This is a genomic window from Tenacibaculum agarivorans (assembly GCF_001936575.1).
Classification (GTDB): domain Bacteria; phylum Bacteroidota; class Bacteroidia; order Flavobacteriales; family Flavobacteriaceae; genus Polaribacter; species Polaribacter agarivorans.
The window spans coordinates 220,131-237,228 of sequence record NZ_MSMP01000003.1 but is presented as its reverse complement, the minus strand read 5'-3'; the positions used below and the strand labels follow the sequence as shown (position 1 = coordinate 237,228).

Sequence of the window (17,098 nt, the reverse complement as noted above, 5' to 3'; positions counted from 1 at the left end):
TGTTCTGATTTTAAATGCGATATACCCTTACCTTTTTCTTTTTTAAACGAGAATTATTTAATTCTTCTGCTAAGTTGTCAGCAATAGTTAACGGAACCGAAATAAAAGCACAATCTTGTTTTAATTCTATAATACCTAATTGCTCTTTATTTAGGTTTCCTTGTTTAAAGAAAAGTCCAGCGATATCTCCTTTTGATATTTTATCTTTTCGTCCACCTGAAATAAACAAAGTTGTCCAAAATTGTGGTTTCCATTTTGCTTTTTCAGTAATATCTATTCCTTCTATTTTCTTTATAAATTCAGGTAAAAATTCTTTTTTTGAATGTAATACATAAGCTATTCCTTCGGCATCTACTCTGGCTGTTCTACCATTTCTATGCGTAAATTCTTCAATAGCTCTTGGAAGTTCGTAATGAATAATATATTTCAATTCAGGAATGTCAATGCCTCTAGCGGCTAAATCGGTTGCAACCAATAATTGAGAAGTTCCGTTTCTAAATTTAATTAAAGAACGTTCTCGGTCTCTTTGTTCCATTCCTCCTGAAAAACAAGTATGACTAATCTTATTTTCCCGTAAAACATCACTAACCTTTGCAATACTATCTTTGAAGTTACAAAAGATAATACCGGGCTTATTTCCTATATACCGAAGTAAATCAACTAAAGTCTCTATTTTGTCTTCTTTCGGAGAAACAACGTTTTTTATCTCTAATTTTGAAACTTTCTCGTTTTTTAAGTAGTTAACGATTTTAGGTTTATCTAGCCCAACAAATTCAGGGATTTCAACACCTTGGGTAGCAGAAGTTAGTATTCGTTTATTTAGATTAGGAATTTGATTTATAATTCCTCTCATTTCATACTCAAAACCAACCTCTAAAGATTTATCAAACTCATCTAAAATTATTGTTTTAATACTATTCTTTGAAAAACGATTACTACTAAAATGATCAGAAATTCTTCCTGGTGTTCCTATTAAAATAGCAGGTAAATGCTGTAATTCAGCTTTATCTTTAGCAATTGGTCTTCCTCCATAAACAGCATTTATTTTAAAACCAGATCCCATATTTCTAGCTACTTGTTCTATTTGTATGGCTAACTCGCGTGAAGGAACTAAAATTAAAGCTTGTATTTCGGAATTATTAGCATCTAAGGTTTTTAGTAATGGCAATAAGAAAGCCAACGTTTTACCAGTTCCTGTTGGAGAAAGTAGTATAGTGTTTCTTTCTTTTTCAATAACAGCTAGAGCTTCTTCTTGCATTGGGTTTAACTCTTGGATATTCAATTTAGCTAAAATATCCTGCTGTTGTTTAATGTTATTTGCCATAACTATTTCTTATTTTTTTGAGAATCTTGTTTCAATTTATTTGTATTCATTTCTGCCAAATGATAGGCTAAAACTTTCTCAATTAATTCATCTTTTGTCAAATGATGAAATACAGTTTTAACTTTATCTTTAAAATCCTCTGAAACGGTTCTATTGGGCTTGGTTTTAAATATTTTCTTTGCCCATAATAACGTATTGTTTTCTTCTATACTTTGTGCATCGGCTTTTTTAAACTGACGAAAAGTAATGCCTAATTCTTCTTCAAAATCAGGAATTTCTTCTATTTCTTCTTCTTGTATGACACTTAATGAAAGTCCCTTCCCTCCTGCTCTTGCCGTTCGTCCACTTCTGTGGACATACGTTTCATAAGTGTCTGGTAAATGATAATTCACAACGTAAGAAACTTCTTTTACATCTATTCCACGTGCAGCTAAATCTGTAGCTACTAAAATATTGATGTGTCCAGCTCTGAATTGTTCCATTATCCGATCACGAATTCCTTGTGTTAAACTTCCGTGAATAGCACCTGAAGAGAATTTATTAATCGCTAATTTTTTCGCTAGTTTATTTACTGCCGCTTTAGTTTTACAAAAAATAATTCCTCTTTCTCTTTCTTTAGAAGCTAAAAAATGTAATAAAACTTCTAGTTTTTCTATGGGTTTTACAACTACATATTGATGTTTTATTCCTTGATGTCCAACAGTTTCCATATCGGCTTCAATTTGAATAACATCTTTAGACATGTAATTGTTTATCAGTTGTTTGATTGCTCCAGAAAGTGTTGCTGTAAATAATAACGTTCTCCTTTTCTTAGGTATTTCTTTGATTATTGTGTCTAATCCATCTTTTAAAGCACTGACCATTTCATCGGCTTCATCTAGAATAAAATAGGAGATGTTTTTGATATGAATCGCTTCACGTTTTATTAAATCAGCTAATCTTCCTGGTGTCGCCACTACGACATGCGTATCTTCTTGTAATCGTTCAATTTGTGGTTTTATTGGAGTTCCACCACAAATGGCTGCAATAGCTATTGAAGGAATATGTGAAGCGAAAGAGCTTAAGTTTGCATGAATTTGCTGACCTAATTCTCTCGTTGGTGCCAATATAATTGCTTGAATATTGGAGTTATTCGTGTCAATTAATTGAAGTAATGGTAATCCAAAAGCTGCAGTTTTACCAGTTCCTGTTTTTGCTAAAGCGACTATATCTTCATTTTTGTTTAAAATGTTGGGTATCGCTTTTTCTTGTATATCTGTTGGTACAGAGATTTTTAAATCATTTAAACTCTGTTGGATTTCAGGAATAATTCCTAAGTCGGTAAAACTTTTAGACATGAATGTATTTTTTGCAAAGGTAACCAGTGTTTCCTTAGCAATTACTGTTTATAGAAGATTATTAATGATACAATCAAAAATCAAGGATTCTTAGCTACTAAAACAGTACTCAGGGGACCACAAATCTTAACTTAATTCGATCTATATCTTTTTTCAAGAGGTAATGTCCATATATTCAATACAGTACTTGAAAGTTTATTTTCAGTATTGGGATAAATCAATTCAATATCACTAATACCAGCCAAAGATATTTTATAGGCTTTACTATCAACCAAATATCCATCTACATAAATGTCTGAAGTTTTTTCTAAACCAAAAAAAGTGTTAAGTTCAGCCTGTGTTTTGATGGTATTCATGGGAATGATCTGTTTTAGGTCAACGAAAACGATTCCATGTTCGGAAAGATTATAATAATCATGTATGCCCTTCTCTGGTTTATCTTTTAAGATTGATATAGCATTTGCCACTTTTTTTAGATCCTCAGTAGATTCTTTATAACTTTTTAACAAACTTTCACTACCTATTTATTTTCTGATTGAAAATCACTACAGGATTCTGTTCTTTTGCGCTTGGTAATTTAGTATATGCTTCTTGCGCATTAAGTTGTATAGTAATTGATAATAAAGTAATAATGATGACTCGATTCATAATTTATAGTATTTTAAACTACGTAATTTTGGTGATTATATTGCTAAGATTTGTAATACTATTAGTTGAAGTTTTATTTTTCACGATTTTAAATTTAGTTGGTGTACATAATGATAGGGAATTAAAAATATTTAAAATTTTCTGAATGACATTATAAATGCATAATCTTTTATAAGAATAAATTAATTCTACAACTTCCTTATGAATTTATATCGATAAGTCTTATGTTTATTTAAGTTGTGATATATAAAAATAATCATAATTAAGTCTTATTTCTTAGTGCTTTTAAAATCGAATTTACTAATGATATGCAAAAATTATTTGAATTAAAATATTCATAATTTTACTCAATTTAAATCTAGTGGATTCTACATGTCTGAGAATTTAATATTCTGTATATGTATTCAGAAATTTTCAAATACGCGATTCTCAGCGATTACTTTAATGAGATGCTATTCTTAGAAAAAGAACAAAAGATTATACAGATTGCTACCGAAGTATCAAGACCTCATAAAACTTTGCCTATTGATATAGTCAAGTTTTATGAGGTCACTTTAACATCATCTAATTGGTTCCATGTTAATTGAATTATCTAAGTTATCTTTTAATTTTGCATTAGGAACAGTTCTAAGATATTCACGGTTATTATTATTTACATAAGTTACTAAAGCTCCTATTTGCCAACCAGGGTATCCCCAAGTAATAGTCTTAATTATATTTTTTTGTTTGATTAAGTTGATAGCTGTTAACTCGGTAGTTTTGACACCGTATTGAAACGTATTATTATCAGTTACAGTGTGCAATAATACATGAGTAATATTATCCTTATTATCTTTCCATACACCAGATATAAAGTAGTTTGCTGATTTTGCCATTTTATTAAATTTTGTTTACAAATCAAAATTAGATATATAGGTTTACAGTAATTTACGGATATCCTTATCCTCTATTTTTTGACTACATTTTTTAGTAAATACTATGTATTTCATTTCACAGAATGCATTACTAAACTAATACGCTAGTGTTTTATATGTTAATAATTATTCCTCCAGAAATTTTCAAATACGCGATTCTCAGCTATTTTTTAGTTTTTGGATAACCTCATTTTTATAAGATTCACCCATAGTAATTTCAATGTCATTAATCTCAACATCTTTTTTAGTGAAGGCTGTTATTTTAGTAGTGTTTACAATATAAGATCTATGAACTCTTAAAAAGCGATAATCTAATTTTTCTAAAAAAGTACTTAAACCATGTTTGATCATTATTTTTTCTTTTTCTAGATGAATTCTAATGTAATCTTTTATACTTTCTATGTAGAGAATTTCATCAAATAAAATTTTGATATTCTTTCTATTGGATTGCACATAGATATAGTTGTCTTGTATTGTAGTTTTTTTATTTTCTATAAATCGTTCTACAGCTTTAAAAAATCGTGAAAACGTGATGGGTTTCAGTAAGTAATCGGTTGCATTGAGTTCAAAACCTTCAACTGCATATTCTCGGTATGCAGTTGTAAATATTACTTTTGGTTTTGTAGTTAAACTTTTAAAAAACTCAGTTCCTTTTAAAACTGGCATTTTAATATCCAAGAAAATTAAATCAACTTCATGTTCTTTTACTACTTTATGAGCTTCGAGTGCAGAATCACAAGACGCTATTAACTCAAAATCGTTCAATTTAGATAAATGACTTTCTATTAGTTCTCTGGCTAATTCTTCATCATCAACAATTAAGCATTTATATTTCATTTTGATTTTAGTTTTAGTACTACACTAAAAACATTGTTTTTTTCATAAAAATGTAATGTATAGCTATTGGGTTGGTATAAAAGATCTAATTGTTTTTGAATGTTTTTTAATCCAATAGGTTCACGTTCACTATTTTCATTCTCATTTGAAACCACTGCAGGAATCGTGTTTTCAATAGTAAAATCAATTTCTTTTTCAGTAGCTTTTAGCACTATTGCGATGTTTGCCCTATTAATCTCTTCTTCTACTCCATGTTTAAATGCATTTTCGGTTAAGGTTAATAGTAGTAAAGGTGCAATTTTCATCTCCTTTTCAATAGAATGATCAAATGTAGTCTGTAGTTTTTTTCCATATCTTAATTTCTCTAATAAAATATAATTTTCTAATAGAGCTACTTCTCCACGTATAGGTACATATTTGTCTTTACACTTGTATAAAATATAATCTAAAATATCAGAGAGTCGCTCGATAACTTCTGGTGATTTGTCTGATTTTTTTAGTGATAAAGCATATAAATTATTTAATGTATTGAATAGAAAATGTGGATTTAATTGGTTTTTTAATGCTTCTAGTTCCGATGATTTTTTTTGCTCTTGTAGACTTAGAAATTCTTTTTGCTGTTGATAATAATTGATAATTATTACAATAACTGTTGGAAATATAAGCGACGGAATATTGTTTAAAAAAGCAAAAATATTGGTTGTTCGTTCTTGAAAAATAAGCGGAGGCCTATACCTAAAAACTTCTGGATACTTTGGTAATAAATAGTAACATCGAAACGCAGTATAGAATACATAAGCTATAAAAGTTAAGCATATAAACGCGATGATATATTTTAATTTCTTTTTTCTGGATAATAGATTCGGAATTATAAAACGAACTACAAAATAGGTAAGTAGAATTTGAACAGCTACTAACAAGAACATTTTTTCAAATAAAAAGATTTTATTTTTCTCTAATGGCCATTTAGTACTTATGTAGTACAATAAAATAGCTACCCAGAAAACAAGCTGGAAAATTATTTTTTTATTGAAAATGAACTGTTTTATTTTTCTGAAATTTTGCATTCAATTTTTATACTAATGCATAAATATAAACTGATATAATTACTAAAAATATTATTTAACATGAATTCGATATAATACAACTCATATTATTCTGAAAATAAATCTATTAAATTTTTATGTCAGGTTGAGCGCAGTCGAAACCTATTTAAAATTCGAATTTTGAAGACTTCTCGACTGCGCTCGAAGTGACAATGGCTATATTTATTGGGGTTAGCAACAATAAAACAGAAGTTTTACTTCGAACTCACGTTATTTATTATTCGCTTTAAATTTTGATAGATTTTTTTTAAACAAGGCAAGTTGTCTATGATTTTGTTCTTCAGCTAAAAAGACTGCTTTTTCATAATGTTGTAACGCCTCTTTTTTATTTCCTTGTAGTGCTAATATTTCAGCATAACTATCGTGTGTATTAGGTAATTTAGGAAAAAATTTAAGGTTTAATTTAAAAATTATATGTGCTGTTGCTATTTTATTTTTATCCAAATATGAATATCCTAAATCATTAATAACAAAATATTCTACATGTCCTCTTTTAAGTAATATTGTAAATAGGTCATGAATTTTGTTTTCATCAGCTTGTGTAATAGTATCTTTTTCTAAAATCAATTTTAACTTTGTAAAAGGTTTTTGTCTATATTTTTTAGATGAAATTAAGGCTAAGGCTATGGCTTTGTTTAATGCCTTTTCTTTTGTGGTTTTTACATCTGGAATTACCCCTATACCTTCCCAATTAGAATTAGTAACCGGACTTATAGATCTGGCATAAGGCATAATGATTCCGTAGCCTTTAGATAAAGACATATAATTGACAGGGTGTGCTCCACCGCCAGTAATTTCTCCTATAATGGTTGCTCTTTTTCTACTTTGTAAATCGTAAGAAAAAGCTTCTGCCGCAGAAAAAGTTTGATTACTCGTTAAAATAAATAAGGGAACTGATAACCGTTGCTCTCCTTTAATTGAAGTTGTTTTTATCTCTGTTTTTGTATCAGTTCTTCTTTCATACATTCCTGATAACTGTGTGTTTTCTTTCAAGAAATAACTACTCCAATATTGCCCTAGACTATTCCCACCACCATTTTTTCGTAAGTCAATAATTATAGCATCTGCGGTGGATAAATACTTCATAATGTCATCAACTTTAGAGATATCTTCCCTTCTAAAATCGTTTAATTCAACATAACCGATATTACCATCAAGTACGTCAATTTTTCCAAAACCACCAGAACGGAATCGAGTTAAATTAGCTAGGTGTCTTGATATAAAATCAGAGTTATTTGGTGTTTGTGGACGTTGTCTTGGTGGCGCTATATTTAGGTGTTTATCTTTTGTTATTTTTTGCATTTCTTTCGATAATGCTCTGGCAAAATCTCTTGGATTTGTAAATTTTTCAAAATAATTGATAGTCATTAAGCGATCTAAATACTCATTAGTTTCTTTTGCTTTGTCAAGAAAAATATAATTCTCTAGCATGCGTTTTTTTATGACATTAATAATATCGTTTTTTGATTGTGCGATGTTAGAAAAGGGTAAGAAAATTAGTAGTATAAAAAATACATTTTTTACGTGTTTCATAATTCGTTATTTTATTGGTGCAGTGTGAATGTATAACGAAATGAAATGAGAAAATTTAAAAGTAGACGGATCGCTATTAAGCGCAAATAGAAAGGGAATTATGTAAGTGAAGTTAAAGAGAACTAATTATCCAATTTATACATTTTGACTGTAATCCTCTACCCTTTCTTAAAAAGAAAATGTATTCAATAAAATTTAGTTGAGTAAGTTTATTGAAGTCAGATTAATAATACAACCTAAAATCAAGTAGTTTACAAAGTTTATAATGCTTTTGATAGAGTTCTTCCACAACATCTAACATATTATCGTCTTCTTTAAATAAGTTAAAAAACACGCTATCAAGATTTGAACTAGAAATTCCATTAAACTCATTACCGTAGCCAGAAATAGCTTTTGCACCTGTAATATCTAAGAAATATTGAAATTCTTCCTCTTCTAAATCAAGGGCTTTTGCGTTTGAAAAATGTAAGATTTTGTCGTTTAATCGTCCTTCAAAAATCTCAGCAACTTCTTGTAGAGTATAGTAGTAATCATTTAAGCAAATACTATTCGCTTCGCCTGTCATAACCAGATAAATAATTTCATAATTTTTGAAATGGTGATCATCTAAAACCAAAGCGTTTAAGCTATCTTCTAAACCTTCAATAGTGTCACATGTTTTGTGAATACTGGCTATTCCATATTGTAAGCTTAATTGTTCTAATTTCTTTTGCGTTTCGGTAGTCTCGTTCATTTCTATATCATGAACTGCTTCCAAACAGAATATAAAATAACCTGCATCTATAAGAGGTGTTTGAGGTAACTGTTGTCTTTTCTCTAACAAATTTCAGAATTTAAAAATAAAGCACAAAAATAATACAATAGGATACACAACTAAAAGCTTAGCATAAGAAAGACTTATTTTTAACCAATCTGATATAAAATACTACAAGTTTAGTTTTGAAAAGACTTAAATTAGCACAAACTGAATGGATCAATGAAAAATAACTGTATATCACTACTTCTTATTGGTATTATTGTTGCTGGATATGGTCAAAAAAAGAACACTCATAAAAAAAATGGAAGCCTTTTTTATGATGATGTAACTCTAACCCATTTGCCATATAAAGACTTACAATCGCTTTCTATGGATGCAGCAATTGGAGATCTTAATTTAGACGGATATCCAGATATTATAATTGCCAACGAGCATCGACCTAATATTTTACTCATGAATAATGGAAAGGGACTATTCACCAATGAAAGTAGTACTCGTATTCCTCAAATAGCTCATGATAGTGAAGATATAGGTATTGCAGATTTCGATTTGGATGGAGATCCAGATATTATAATTGTTAGTGAGGATGATAAAATTAATGAACTATATGTAAATAATGGAGATGGTACATTCTCAGATGGAGGAAGCAGAATTCCTGTGACTGGTACTTCTAATTCTGTAGTAGTTTACGACATTAACAATGATGGAGCTTCTGATATACTTATTGGAAATAACGGTCAAAATAATATACTAATTAACAATGGAAAAGGATATTTTAAGGATGAAACCATTGAACGATTTGGTAAATTTATGGACGTAACACAAGATCTTACCCTATGTGATATCGATAATGATGGTGATCAAGATTTATTAGTCGGTAATGAAGGAAAGAATCGATTGTTGATTAATGATGGAAAAGGATTTTTTAAAGATGAATCTTTAGATAGATTACCCTATCGAGAGGAACCTGAAGAAACTAGAGAAGTAGTTACTGCTGATGTTGACGCAGATGGAGATTTGGATGTTTTGTATGGAAATGTACAAGCTTTTGTACCTAATGCATTACGACAAAATAGATTGTTATTAAATGATGGAAAAGGTATTTTTTCTGATGGAACTCAACATTTACCTAAAGATGACAATCGTTGTTTTGGTGTAGCTTTTTTAGATATAGATAGTGATGGAGATATGGATATTATGACAGGAAATACCAATGGAAAACAATTTGATGGAAATACTCCTTTTAGTGTTTACGTAAATAATGGAAAGGGAATATTTTCTGATGCCACAGGTACTTTTATGCCAGAAAGTATTAAGGGTAAAGGCTTTGATATTGATTTTATGGATGTAAATGGAGATGGGATTAAAGATATATTCTTAAGTAATAGAGGCTCACAAGATTTTCTTCTTTTTGGAAAAAAGTAATTATTTACATTAAAAAATAGAGACTTAAAATATGACATATATTTTAAGTCTCTAAAGTCAATTAAGTTTATGATAAACTTTTAATTATTAAAAATCTCTGAAAATACGAGCTTCTCCTTCAATAGTATTGGTATTTCCATTATTATCTACGTAATTACCCGAAAAGTCTACTGATATATATTGACCAATTCCTCCTGGTCCTGTAGTAATAGCTACTAAATCAAAAGTCATAGGATTTGCCAATGCCATAGTTGCACTTGGGTTTATACCATTAACATGCCCTAGTTTTTCTATTCCTATAGTTCCAAATGGATATCCGAAACCTACAGTTAAGGTATTTCCAAATATAAATGTACCACTTGTAGTATTAGAAGCGCTTAAATAAAAACGACTACTTCTTATACCTCCATAAGGTTGTATTAAATCATATTCATACGGTCCTGTAGTCGTATTCACACGATATCGTATATATTCACTTGCCAATCCTCCACAAAGAATTAAATTTTCAGTGTTAGTTCCAGAGTTTACCGTTGTTACTGTTGTTAAACTTTGTGCTGTTGTTAAATCCACTCCAGTAATAGTAATATTTGAAGGTAAAACACAACCAATACCTGTATAGCTATACGTACCTGCAGTAACTAAAATACCTGCAATATGCTGACCAGAAGCAGAAGATAACGTAACGTAACCATTGGTAACAGGAGATCCTAAACAGTCATTAACAGTTCCTGAAAGTGTAAAAGTTTGAAGTGGACTTAACGTAACGGGAATGGTAATATTAGTTGTGGTTGCAAATGGACCAAAAGAAGGATCAATGTATAATACATTTCCACAACTGTCGAGTATTTTAATTTCCATAGTTTGATTTTGTGGAACTTTACCACTTACTATTCCGTTAGCATTTGTAGTAGCGTACCTTGTAAATCCACTATATGTAATTTCAACTCGTAACCCAGTTATAGGGTTTAAAGTAGAAGCATCAACCACAGTGGCTGAAAAGTTAACTACAGGAAATGGTGCATCACAATTCCAAAATGAAAAATGCGATACTTCAGCTACATAATGATTTCCATCTTTTTCAGCAATTGTTTCTTCGTACCATACTCCTGCTGTTTCATTAAACGACCACATAGGGACTTGATTTGTAGCAGTAGCAACTTGATCTGGATGAATAGGCATAATTAATTTTGCAGGATCTATGATTTGTAGTTTTTCTCCAGATGTTCCTCTTAATTCTACTTGTACCATACCATAAGATCCTAATGCAACTTGTTCAAAATTTTCTGTGATACCGTATAAATCTCCAGGCATAGTATTTGCCGTATCTGGATTAAGAGGATTTAAGTAGTTTACACTTACAGCAACATCTCCAGTATATACATTACCGGATTCATCAGTAAATCCAGAATTAAAATAAATAGCCCCTTCTCCTTTTTCAGACTTAAAACTTACCTTTCCTCCTTTTTTTGAATCTATACGTCCTACAGATTTAAACTTAAATAATTTGATAGTAAAATTATTTTGGTTTCCCTTATCAAAATTAGGTACAATAACTCGAGAACCATCTAAGTATCCTTCAGCAAAGGCTTGTATATAAGCAAAATATTCTTGTACTATTACGCTTGTAAAAGATACCATTCCATTTTCATCGGTCTCTTTTACTTGATTTCCGATGATTACTTTGGCTCCTTTAATAGGTTGGTCATTTTCGTCTATTATCCTACCTAAAAAATTAGATTTGACCTGTTTTCCACTATACTCTTTGATGTATTCGAGTAATTTATCATCAACCTCATTCTTAGGTTTAGCTTTTCTTTGTAAGTTGTTTACACTTATGTTTTCAGTATTATTATCTATTAGACTTGTCTCCTGTTCACAAGCCATTAAAGAGAAAATGATAGCGAGTGCATAAATTAATTGTTTAAAAAATGTTTTTTTCATAATAGAAGGTTTAAAATTTCCCTACTCTTTTAGTATTGGTTTTTCGGGTTCCACCAAGTTTTTATAGGAAGTCGTTTATAGTGATCAAATATATTTTTGAAATAATACTTTGATTATGAGGATTTATATTTAGAAAGTTAAAAACACGTTAACTCTTTACCTGTATAAATTAGTTGCTTATCAGTATTTACAAGAGTATTTGTTGTTAGTAGAGTAAGATGTAAGAAAAGCAAGTTTGAGAGAAGTTTAATGACTTTTCTCATGGAGAGCTATTCTTTATTAATTTTTAAAGTTTAATTATCTCTTAGTGTGGTGATTTTAACGTATAATTTACGCTCCTTATTAATAGATTTTTCATTAGTTTATAAATTATAATTTGGTCTATTACAAGATAGTGTTTTTTTTGTTAAAAAAATTAAATATCAGTGAATTAACTTTGCATAAGGTTAAGGGTAAGTTCTTAGCATTCAATCTAAAATCTAAATAAGAAGAAGTTTTTTAGCTACAGAAATTTTTGAAAATAGACTTTATTTACTTTGTGATTAGATAATACACATTCTCGAAATGAGAAAGTTCCCTTAACAGATAATATTTCTTATTTGGATTTTCATAAAGATCAATACCATACATTTTAGTAGTATCATAATCTTCATATGCCTTTCTATAGTCTTTAATTTTAAATGTCTCTCCTAAAATTGTAAAGTCAATATAAGTATAACCATACCAATGGTCTGGTCTTTTTCCGTTTAAATATAGACTGAAATCAGGCCATGTTGCCGCTCTCCAATCAGTACGTTCGTAAAATACTACATTACCGAAGCTATTATATTTAATTGTATTATCGAAATGATAAAAATTTTCATATGGAACCCAAGCATTTTCTGTTGTATAACACTTATAAAAAGTAGCGTCTTTATAAAAAATAACTTTTTTTATTCTTTCTTCTGAATTCCTATCATTTACGTATTCTATATTGGTATATGCTACATCACTGAAATAATTTTTAAACGTATCATTATTTTTAATGATTTTATTATTCAGAATTTTTACAGGCTTTTTTATAGTGTCTCCATCCCGTAACCAAGTCAGATAATATTCTTTTTTTGGGCTTATTAAGTAAAAATCTACATCCTCTACGTGTTCATCATTATAAAAATGTAATGAATCTATTATCTTACCATTTGAATTAATTTTATACCAAGAAACAGTAGTGCTGTCTAGCTGATTAATTCTCATATAGCGAGTACTATCGTTTAGAGTAACTATTTGCTCTTGATATAAACTTTTAAAGATTTTTACTTTCAAATTAGAATGTAATAATAAACTATCTAATCGTCCAGTGTAACTATAGTCTTTATATTTATCAGGTAGTTTAGAAAATAAAATACTCATCTGACGATATATATAAGATCCATTCATCACTATAAAAATGGTGAGAATAATACCAATTGCTTTTAGTATTCGTTTAATAACCTTCATTTCTTAGCTTATATCTTTAAAATTAGGATTCCGTTTTGAGGTAAAATATCTAATTAGGGAAAGATTATTATAGAAAAACATTTAACCATTTCCCTAATATAGATGTTTTTGAATTATATCTTAGAACTTCTGTAAATCTATTAATAAATTAGATCAGTAATCTATGTAGATATATATTCGATTTGTATGAACACAAATATGAATACTTTTTACTTTGAATATTCTCTTTAGTCATTACTAATAAATAATAGGAGTTCGATGTAATTTTACCTTGAGCTCCTTGTAAAATAAGGAAGTCTTTGCGAACGGGCTCTGAGTTTATCGAAGTAGAAATGAAGCAATCTTTGTCTTAAAAGAGGTTTTAGTTATCAAATGAACAGATTACTTCTTCACTTCACTATGTTTCGTTCATCGTAATGACCGTTTAAATTCAATATCATCAGAATCGGTAGCACAAAATTTTATCTATAATCTCAGAATGACGCTAAAATTATAATAATAACCTAATACTGATTTTTTATCTCTTTTGTAGTTTCAAACAAATCATGAATTATAGCATGCATATCTTTAGGACTTTCTTCTTTGATGTATTTTAATACATCTTTAGATGTGGCATAATGTTTTGTATTCATTTTTATTTTTCCGTCACAACTATTCCAGTCATTAATAAAACGCTGTATGGCTTTGTTTACTCGCTCCTCTCCTATCAATTCAGTTAATTTATGCATGGCTAGTATTCCTTTATAATAATAAACAAAATCTTGATTTTCGACTAATACTAAAGAAGGTTCATGTGTAGCCTTTCTTCGTTTTTCTTCATATATCTCTTTTTGTAAATCTAATAACTGCTGTACTTTTTCTTTAGAATACTGTTCTTTAAATACCATTAAAGCAGTATATTGAGATAAGGTTTCTAAAACAAAATTACGTCCTTGAACATTAGCTGCTTCTATTTGCATGCCAAACCATTGATGTGCAACTTCATGTGCTGTTATAAAAAACACCATATCTATATCTTCTTCATTATCAATATCTAAAACAAATCCCATAGCTTCAGAAAACGGAATTGCATTTGGGAATGATTGCGCAAATTCTCTGTAACGAGGAAATTCCATAATACGCAATTGTTCATATTGATACGAACTGAAATGAGTAGAAAAGTATGATAAGGATTCCTTCATACCCAATAGCATTCTATCAATATTATAAACATGATTTTTGTGATAAAACACCTCTAAATCAACGCTTTTCGTGTTTGAATTTGATGATTTCCAGAAGTCCTTAGCGACTTTATAATCAGCAGAAACAATAGAGTAAAAATTTATAATCTGTTCTTGTGTTTTATAATGAAAATAATTACGATCATTTTCAGTCCATTTCTTCAGTAGTTTACCCGATGTAATAGCTGTTTGAGCTTTACTAGTACTAATAATTGTTTCTAAATTAATTCCTTCAGAATCACCACCAGATCTGGCATTTATCAATTCATTTTCATCCTGAATACTTGCTTTATTTTTTCTAGGTAACAAGTTGAATTGTAAACGTTCATCTTCATCTTTTAATTCATATTTTAGATTGTACCCTAACGTTGGTAAAATGTTATTATTAAAAAAAGTTCCGTTATAAACAAATTGAGTATCCGAATTATCATCTTCAAAACCTTTAGGTGTATACGATTGTTCAAAAGTCATTTTTACAATAGCATTTGGTTGTAAGGGAGTTTTCAGCTTATAAATTGTATAATCAAACTCACTATACTGTGAGTTTTTTACCACTTCCCTATCAAAAACAATACTTTTTAATAAAACATGAGACGCTATTAATTTTTGAATATGAATCTCATTTATAGTTTTTTTTGTAGTGTTTTTTAATATGTAAGTCCCCTTAATTTGGTAGCTCCTTTTTGTAGGATATAAGTCAACAATTAAATTAACATCGGTAATTTTTGGTTGTGGAAGATATTCTAAAGACTTCAACTTTTTCTCATAATTAGCTCTAAACTCTAGTTCTTTAGCGTCTGACCAATACGTATTTAAAATATTCGTATTGTAAAAAATATAAATCCCTGTTAACACAAATAGTGTAAAAAAGCTTATAACTATTTTTAAAACAGGTTTTGTTATTTGATATTTTAAACGTTTCAATCGTAGCCATAAATTTGTTGCTGTACCTCTTTGTATAAGTAACGAGCTTATTGTTAAAATTAGGATTCCGAATACTATCCAATACATTTTTATCCATAAATAGGGTTGTAAAAAATGCCCATAACCATTCATCTCAGAATATATTCCAAGTGATTTTCCTCCGAATTTGTACAAGCTATTTTTAAAGCCAAAATACGCTGAACTTACATTAATGATTATAAAAATAAGCGTTAAAAAAATTCCAATAAATTTGTTTTTACTCACTGCCTGAAAGAAAAAAGCAATAAAGGTATAGAGTATTAGAAAAGGTAGGACTTCGATAAAAAAACCAGAAAAATAGACTCCTAAATTTAATTCATAATACCCGTTTGCTAACTGAAATAGTATGCCAGTAACAATTAAACTTAACATTAAAACGATGTAAATATTCACTAATGCTAAAAATTTACTTGTTAATGGAATTAAGTTATGTATGGCAGTACTGTCATTTAAAACATACTGCTTTATATTTCGCTCTTTCCAAACAAGTTCTCCTGAATAAAAAAGTAATAAAATAATGAAAAAATACATTGACATTTCTTGCAATTCAGCTATTATAAAATGCGTTGCAGGATAGCTATCAACCCCATAAACGGTTCCTAAACTCACAGAATTAATAGCTATAATAATAATACCGCAAATAATAATTGCCCAAAAAGAAGTTTCTTTTAAAAGAGAAAATGTATAAAATTTTGTAAGCTCTAACAATTGAATACATTTAGATTTTAAATCGCTTTTAACCAGTACTTTTGGGATTTGTACATTTATACTTTCATTTATTGTTTTTGGGAGTTCTTGTCTGATTTTTTTCTTTTTTTTATGCTGTTTAGTAAGTACAGTAAATGAAAACTTATGATACCCTAAATACAATACAAACAATCCTAATCCAATCCATAAAAGCTTATTATGTAAAAGAATATTGCTTAATGAAATGCTTAATAAATTACGTTCTTCAACACTCCAGTTTTTAGAAAACTGTGTTAGTGTAGTTAAAGAAAACGGATCAAAAAGACCTTGTAAGTATTCATTTGTAATGGCTTTAGTCAATAAAAACAACACAAACAATACAATTCCCTGTGTATAGACTACCAATAGTTTTTTACTTAGCATTCCTGTAACAAAAAAAGTACATGCACCAAAAAACAAGGTCGGCACCACCACCACACTAAATGTTTGAATATAAGAAAACACATTAAAAACAAGCATTTCTTCTTCTTTATGCCAGGGCATTTGTGAACCTAGCATCATACCAAATAATAGACCACTAAAAATGAATAGTAATACTACAAAAGAACCTAAAAATCGACCTAATAGATAATCTCGCTTGGTTAATGGATTGATAAATAACAAAGCTTCAGTATCATACTGAAAGTCTCGTAAAATTGGAATTCCCATAATCATAGATACCATAATCATAAAAATTCCTGTTATGGCTCCCATTGTTTTCGCTACAATCAACGGAGCATTTTTCTTTACAATACCAATTTCAACACCCTGAAAAACAAAATCAACACCAACAATTGAAAACAATAATAAAAACACAAAAAACACGTAAGTTTCAGGTCTTTTAACTCTATATTTTAACTCAAATTTGAATATTTCGTACCACATAAT

Annotated in this window: 13 protein-coding genes; 1 reads left to right on the top strand and 12 read right to left on the bottom strand. The window is 29.3% G+C overall.

Going from position 1 to position 17,098, the window contains the following annotated elements:
- Positions 1–10: 10 nt before the first annotated feature.
- The 9 genes from BVC87_RS03790 to BVC87_RS03755 all read right to left on the bottom strand — a co-directional run bounded on the left by BVC87_RS03790 (position 11) and on the right by BVC87_RS03755 (position 8,522).
- Entirely contained in the window at positions 11–1,324 is a 1,314-nt protein-coding gene (locus BVC87_RS03790; protein ID WP_075341015.1) for a DEAD/DEAH box helicase, read from the bottom strand.
- Positions 1,325–1,326: 2 nt separating this feature from the next.
- A complete protein-coding gene (locus tag BVC87_RS03785) occupies positions 1,327–2,661 on the bottom strand; it encodes a DEAD/DEAH box helicase (RefSeq protein ID WP_075341014.1) in 1,335 nt (444 codons plus the stop codon).
- Positions 2,662–2,792: 131 nt separating this feature from the next.
- Complete coding sequence (locus BVC87_RS23200) at positions 2,793–3,017, bottom strand: hypothetical protein (RefSeq protein WP_143569709.1); 225 nt, start codon at positions 3,015–3,017, stop codon at positions 2,793–2,795.
- Positions 3,018–3,177: 160 nt separating this feature from the next.
- Positions 3,178–3,309, bottom strand: a complete 132-nt coding sequence (locus tag BVC87_RS23840; RefSeq protein WP_262509519.1) for a hypothetical protein — start codon at positions 3,307–3,309, stop codon at positions 3,178–3,180.
- A gap of 560 nt (positions 3,310–3,869) precedes the next feature.
- The gene (locus BVC87_RS03775; RefSeq protein WP_075341012.1) at positions 3,870–4,184 is read right to left on the bottom strand and encodes a DUF3892 domain-containing protein; all 315 of its coding nucleotides are present in this window, start codon (positions 4,182–4,184) and stop codon (positions 3,870–3,872) included.
- A gap of 198 nt (positions 4,185–4,382) precedes the next feature.
- Positions 4,383–5,060: a LytR/AlgR family response regulator transcription factor gene (locus BVC87_RS03770; protein ID WP_075341011.1), complete on the bottom strand. Its 678-nt coding sequence runs from the start codon at positions 5,058–5,060 to the stop codon at positions 4,383–4,385.
- The gene (locus BVC87_RS03765; RefSeq protein ID WP_159439312.1) at positions 5,057–5,986 is read right to left on the bottom strand and encodes a sensor histidine kinase; all 930 of its coding nucleotides are present in this window, start codon (positions 5,984–5,986) and stop codon (positions 5,057–5,059) included. The genes BVC87_RS03770 and BVC87_RS03765 overlap by 4 nt, the downstream gene beginning before the upstream one ends.
- A 390-nt stretch (positions 5,987–6,376) precedes the next feature.
- Positions 6,377–7,699 (bottom strand): S41 family peptidase, encoded by a 1,323-nt coding sequence (locus BVC87_RS03760; protein WP_083629239.1) that lies wholly within the window; start codon positions 7,697–7,699, stop codon positions 6,377–6,379.
- Between the two features lie 223 nt (positions 7,700–7,922).
- Positions 7,923–8,522 carry a DUF6642 family protein gene (locus BVC87_RS03755; protein WP_075341009.1) on the bottom strand — a complete coding sequence of 200 codons (600 nt, stop codon included), beginning with the start codon at positions 8,520–8,522 and terminating at the stop codon, positions 7,923–7,925.
- Between the two features lie 153 nt (positions 8,523–8,675).
- On the opposite strand from BVC87_RS03755, the gene BVC87_RS03750 reads away from it, so the two are divergent.
- Positions 8,676–9,881 (top strand): FG-GAP repeat domain-containing protein, encoded by a 1,206-nt coding sequence (locus BVC87_RS03750; protein WP_075341008.1) that lies wholly within the window; start codon positions 8,676–8,678, stop codon positions 9,879–9,881.
- 87 nt (positions 9,882–9,968) lie between these two features.
- On the opposite strand, the gene BVC87_RS03745 is transcribed toward BVC87_RS03750, so the two are convergent.
- The 3 genes from BVC87_RS03745 to BVC87_RS03735 all read right to left on the bottom strand — a co-directional run bounded on the left by BVC87_RS03745 (position 9,969) and on the right by BVC87_RS03735 (position 17,095).
- The gene (locus BVC87_RS03745) at positions 9,969–11,822 is read right to left on the bottom strand and encodes a carboxypeptidase-like regulatory domain-containing protein (protein ID WP_075341007.1); all 1,854 of its coding nucleotides are present in this window, start codon (positions 11,820–11,822) and stop codon (positions 9,969–9,971) included.
- Between the two features lie 531 nt (positions 11,823–12,353).
- The gene (locus BVC87_RS03740) at positions 12,354–13,301 is read right to left on the bottom strand and encodes a hypothetical protein (protein WP_143569708.1); all 948 of its coding nucleotides are present in this window, start codon (positions 13,299–13,301) and stop codon (positions 12,354–12,356) included.
- A 503-nt stretch (positions 13,302–13,804) separates the two neighbouring features.
- Entirely contained in the window at positions 13,805–17,095 is a 3,291-nt protein-coding gene (locus BVC87_RS03735; RefSeq protein ID WP_075341005.1) for an ABC transporter permease/M1 family aminopeptidase, read from the bottom strand.
- Positions 17,096–17,098: the final 3 nt, after the last annotated feature.

What these genes read in the sequence shown, in the direction of transcription:
- BVC87_RS03765 (WP_159439312.1), bottom strand. Translation starts at nt 5,986, where the DNA reads ATGTTCTTGTTAGTAGCTGTTCAAATTCTACTTACCTATTTTGTAGTT.
- BVC87_RS23840 (WP_262509519.1), bottom strand. Translation starts at nt 3,309, where the DNA reads ATGAATCGAGTCATCATTATTACTTTATTATCAATTACTATACAACTT.
- BVC87_RS03745 (WP_075341007.1), bottom strand. Translation starts at nt 11,822, where the DNA reads ATGAAAAAAACATTTTTTAAACAATTAATTTATGCACTCGCTATCATT.
- BVC87_RS03770 (WP_075341011.1), bottom strand. Translation starts at nt 5,060, where the DNA reads ATGAAATATAAATGCTTAATTGTTGATGATGAAGAATTAGCCAGAGAA.
- BVC87_RS03760 (WP_083629239.1), bottom strand. Translation starts at nt 7,699, where the DNA reads ATGAAACACGTAAAAAATGTATTTTTTATACTACTAATTTTCTTACCC.
- BVC87_RS03775 (WP_075341012.1), bottom strand. Translation starts at nt 4,184, where the DNA reads ATGGCAAAATCAGCAAACTACTTTATATCTGGTGTATGGAAAGATAAT.
- BVC87_RS03740 (WP_143569708.1), bottom strand. Translation starts at nt 13,301, where the DNA reads ATGAAGGTTATTAAACGAATACTAAAAGCAATTGGTATTATTCTCACC.
- BVC87_RS03750 (WP_075341008.1), top strand. Translation starts at nt 8,676, where the DNA reads ATGAAAAATAACTGTATATCACTACTTCTTATTGGTATTATTGTTGCT.
- BVC87_RS03790 (WP_075341015.1), bottom strand. Translation starts at nt 1,324, where the DNA reads ATGGCAAATAACATTAAACAACAGCAGGATATTTTAGCTAAATTGAAT.
- BVC87_RS23200 (WP_143569709.1), bottom strand. Translation starts at nt 3,017, where the DNA reads ATGAATACCATCAAAACACAGGCTGAACTTAACACTTTTTTTGGTTTA.
- BVC87_RS03785 (WP_075341014.1), bottom strand. Translation starts at nt 2,661, where the DNA reads ATGTCTAAAAGTTTTACCGACTTAGGAATTATTCCTGAAATCCAACAG.
- BVC87_RS03735 (WP_075341005.1), bottom strand. Translation starts at nt 17,095, where the DNA reads ATGTGGTACGAAATATTCAAATTTGAGTTAAAATATAGAGTTAAAAGA.